The organism is Moorena sp. SIO4A5 (assembly GCF_010672005.1).
Taxonomy (GTDB): Bacteria; Cyanobacteriota; Cyanobacteriia; order Cyanobacteriales; family Coleofasciculaceae; genus Moorena.
Genome location: NZ_JAAHHZ010000387.1, coordinates 1 through 4518 on the forward strand (window position 1 = coordinate 1; position 4518 = coordinate 4518).

Consider the following 4518-nt stretch of genomic DNA (forward strand, 5'->3'; position numbering starts at 1 on the left):
ACAAGATGTATGACCTCGAAAGCATTAAAACCCAGGTAACCAATGGCAAAAACGCTATGCCCTCCTTCAATAAGAAGCTGACTGAGCAGGAGATTGAAAATGTGGCTACCTATGTTTTATTACAGGCTGACAATGACTGGCAGTTGGGTAAAGAAATTTCTAATCAAAAATCCCCAGAGTCCAAATCTCCACAATTAGGTATAGAGGCTGATCAGAAGCCAGTTAATCAGGACAAAACCGATACCCTTAAACCCAAAAAGCGCCCATTCTGGCGCTCATTTTTTTGATTCCCCTCAGGTTAATTACTCGATAGCGCCATGATTTCCGGGGTTACTAAAACCGGGGATTGGCGCTTTTTGCACTTCAGGAGTATGAAGATGCGATGGACGTTCGCGTAGGGTCGGCCGTAGGCCACGCTTTCGCCGTAGGCGACGCTGCTTGAGGTGCGAACGGCTCTGCCGATAGTCCCGCTTTCAGCGATCGCTTATTATCACCAAGCCTTAGCCTATTGACAACTGGTAAAAAGCTAACTCACCCAACCCCATCAGGTATAGCTAAGAGTACTTTCGAGCAATTCCAAGCAATTATCATTCTGACAGCAAGTAGGGCTATGTCTACCAAACTGTTGCATTCTAACCATCAGATTAGAACTATCTGGGGGTTTTTTGTAAAGTTATGTTACAAATTCGGAAACTGCGACATAAAAGTTGTGGACTCAACCAGATAAGTAACTGGTGACTCAAAATCAATGGTGCTAGTTAGGTTGCTAACAAACTCAAGCTCAAGAGGGTTGACCTAACTCTTGCTGGTGTTATAGAGCAAATTATGCCTCAAGACGGGTAATGCTCATCCTCAGAATTGGTTTCGGTGCTAGCTGTTAGGAAGTACCCAAATGGGTACTGGCAATGCCTGAACTGGTTTCCCACAATGGAGCAAAAGGGGGTTAAAGTGATGCTGTCAAAGGTACAAGAACAAAGTTGGCACCGAGTCCGTTGGGTGCTAGCGATTAGTTGGCTAATATTAATTTTCTCGTTGTTTTATGACCCGATTTCACACAATTTAACTGATCCTGATCATCTATTCAGCCTGTTTCGAGATCCCATACTAACCAGAGACCCATGTGTTCAAGTCCAGGGAGTATGCCTAGATGAAAAACCCTATGCCCTGGGAGCGCGACTTTTTTGGGGCATGATCGTGCCTAGCGCCATCATGATTGTTTTAGTGTTTGGTCATGAAACTTGGCGACGCATTTGCCCACTTTACTTTCTGTCCCAAATTCCCAGAGCGTTGGGATTGCAGCCACAGAGGGATATCAGCAAAAATCCCTGGCTGGTTCGTAACCATTTATATGTCCAGTTTGCCATTTTCTTTATCGGGTTGAACTGTCGGATTCTATTTGTTAACTCTGACCGCTTGGTTCTGGGTTTGTTTCTGAGCTTGACTATCGTATCCGCCATAATGATGGTATTCCTCTATGGTGGCAGAAGTTGGTGTCATTATGTCTGTCCATTTGGGATGGTTCAGATGGTATTTACTGGACCACGGGGATTGCTTGGCACTGAAGCTCACAACGCACCGCCAAAAACCATTACCCAGTCCATGTGCCGCACCGTAGACCAAACCACAGGTATTGAAAAAAGTGCCTGTATCAGTTGTAAGTCTCCTTGTATGGATATCGATTCCGAAAAAGCCTACTGGCAACAACTGACTAAGCCTGGTCGGAAATTAGTCCAATATGGTTATTTAGGCTTGGTGATTGGCTATTTCGTTTACTACTGGTTGTATGCAGGAAACTTCGATTATTACCTGTCTGGGGCTTGGACCCATGAAGAGAATCAGTTAGGTGCGCTTTTCAAGCCAGGGTTTTACATCATGAATCACCCGATTGCGATTCCTAAACTGGTGGCAACTCCTCTTACCTTCGTTGTCTTCGTGGCCCTCAGTTGTGTAATTTGTACCAAGCTAGAGAAGCTATACAAAGCTGCTCTGTGGCGAAAAAATAAGTCTATCACTCACGAGCAGGTATTGCACCGAGTCTTTTCCATTTGTACCTTTATTGCCTTTAACTTCTTCTTCATCTACGGGGGTCGTCCCGAAATTAATCGGTTCCCTGTTCTAGTGCAATTCCTGTTTCAGAGTGTAGTGATTCTGGTGAGCAGCTTATGGCTTTATCAAACTTGGGGTCGTAGTTCCCACCAATATACCCAGGAGAGTTTGGGAGACAAGTTGCGCCGTCAACTGAAGAAGCTACCCCTGGACTTCTCGGAATTTCTGGAAGGTCGTTGTGTAGATGATCTCAAACCTGAGGAATTACACATCCTGGCTAAAACCCTACCTGGTGCTAACCAACAATACCGCTTGGGGGTATACAAAGGGGTGTTAAGAGAAGCGATCCAATCTGGACATGTCAATTCCGCTAGTAGCCTAGAGGTTCTCCAGCAGATCCGGGATGAACTGGGTATCAAGGATCAGCAACATTATCAGATTTTAGAAGAACTTGGTAAGGAGCAGGAAAACTTACCGATCTTGTATCCCCACTATGGACGGGATCCTTATAAAGTACTGAGCACCATCAAACAGCGCCAGAAGACTAGTACTTCTAACCAACGCACTATCCTCAGGGAATCCCGCAAGCAGAATCGCTCTGATAAGCGCACCAAGCTGCTAAAAGACCGCCAAAATGAGAATCAACCAGGTGATCACGACTAGTCCTTGGTTTCCGAAGATAGTACATTCAACAGGGTGAGACGAGGAGGAAATACCGGAAAAAAGAGACCATTTTTCATAAAAAGAAAAAAAAAGGCTGATAATTATATGGCCACTGGTAAAACACTTATCAAAGACTTACTGGTGGTTCAGGCCGGGTACTACCGATGAAGACACGTTGAGATGAATTGTGAACTCACAATGGACAATCCCTTCATAAATAGCAATTGACGCAATTGACCCATTATTTCGGTAATTTGGAGTGACACAAAACATGCTTACGACTACAGTCATCAACTACCAAACCAACGAATTACAGGAAAAAACCCTGAAACCGGAAACTGGAATTCAAGGTGAGTATCTGATTGGCCGCCATCCAAGTTGTGACCTAGTCTTGGATAGTCCTGTAGTGAGTCGTGTACACGGCAGAATTCTATGTCAAGGGGGAAAGTATTACTTTACTGACCTCGGTAGCACCGATGGCTCTCGAATCAATAATGAGGAGGTAGATGTTAACCAAAACTGGCTCCTGAAGGAAGATGACATCATCCGCATCGGTGAATTTGTGTTGTTGGTCAAAAACCTACAGCTCTATGGCTCTAACCAGGAAAACCCAGTGGTAGATGGTAATAGCCCTGGGATAAAGCAGTGGACTAAGGGTGAGATTACTGTCCGCTGTGTACAGGTCATTGATGAGACCGATGATGTAAAAACATTCCGCTTCGTTGCCGAACCACCAATACTGTTCAGCTACAAGCCAGGTCAGTTTGTCACTCTCGATTTGGAGATTGATGGCAAACCCGTGAAGCGTTCCTACTCGATCTCTTCGTCCCCCTCACGTCCTCATACCTTAGAAATTACTGTCAAGAGAGTTCCAGCACCACCAGACGCTCCTGATCTGCCAGCGGGTTTGGTGTCTAACTGGTTGCACGACAACATCAAAGTTGGCTCCGAGGTGAGATTAAATGGTCCAATGGGTAAATTTACCTGTGCTGACCATAGAGCTGATAAACTGCTGTTCATCTCAGCAGGTAGTGGGATTACCCCGATGATGTCCATGTCCAAATGGCTTTGTGATACCGGTGCTGATGTGGATGTTGTGTTTGTCCACAGTGCTCGTAGCCCAAAAGACATCATCTTCCATCAGAAATTACAGTTGATGGCCGCTTTGCACCCTAATTTTAAGCTGGCGATTACCACCACTCGCCCAGAAATCGATCAAGCTTGGTCCGGTTATACCGGAAGACTCAATGAAGCCATGCTGGCAGAAATGGCTCCTGATTTTCGCGATCGCATTGTTTATGTCTGTGGTCCGAATCCCTTTATGGCAGGGGTGAAAGGGATGCTAGCGGGTCTGGACTTTCCGATGGAAAACTACAATGAAGAGAGCTTTGGCGGCAAAAAGCCCTCAAAAAAGAAAGCAACAGCAGCAACTCCTGAACCAGTCAAAGGGGAAGATCGTCCTAGACTACACCTAGTAGAATCACCATCAACCTCTAATGAACCCACTGTGGTCTTTGCTGAGTCTGGAAAAGAGGTCAGCTGTGATGCTGAGGATGTCATCCTAGATGTGGCGGAACAAGAAGGGGTACCATTACCAAGCGGTTGCCGCATGGGAGCCTGTGGTGCTTGTAAGCGCAAGCTTCTAGAAGGGAAGGTAGAGTATGATGAGGAGCCTGACGCTCTGGAAGACGAGGAACGGCAGGAAGGGATGATTTTGACTTGTGTGGCTCGTCCTGTAGGACGAGTAGTGGTTAGTGCTTAAACCTGTCTTGTCAAAGGTTCAATGATGAATGTAGTTGACTACTGATT

The 4518-nt window shown here is 45.7% G+C and carries 3 protein-coding genes; all 3 read left to right on the plus strand.

Annotated features, from left to right (window positions below; translation table 11 throughout):
- Positions 1-287: c-type cytochrome (locus F6K57_RS37575; protein WP_293073467.1), on the plus strand; the 287-nt coding region annotated here is incomplete at its 5' end.
- 640 nt (positions 288-927) lie between these two features.
- Positions 928-2709, plus strand: coding sequence for a 4Fe-4S binding protein (locus tag F6K57_RS37580; RefSeq protein ID WP_293073469.1), 1782 nt, complete (start codon positions 928-930; stop codon positions 2707-2709).
- A 271-nt stretch (positions 2710-2980) separates the two neighbouring features.
- Positions 2981-4471: an FHA domain-containing protein gene (locus F6K57_RS37585; protein WP_293073472.1), complete on the plus strand. Its 1491-nt coding sequence runs from the start codon at positions 2981-2983 to the stop codon at positions 4469-4471.
- Positions 4472-4518 lie beyond the last annotated feature (47 nt).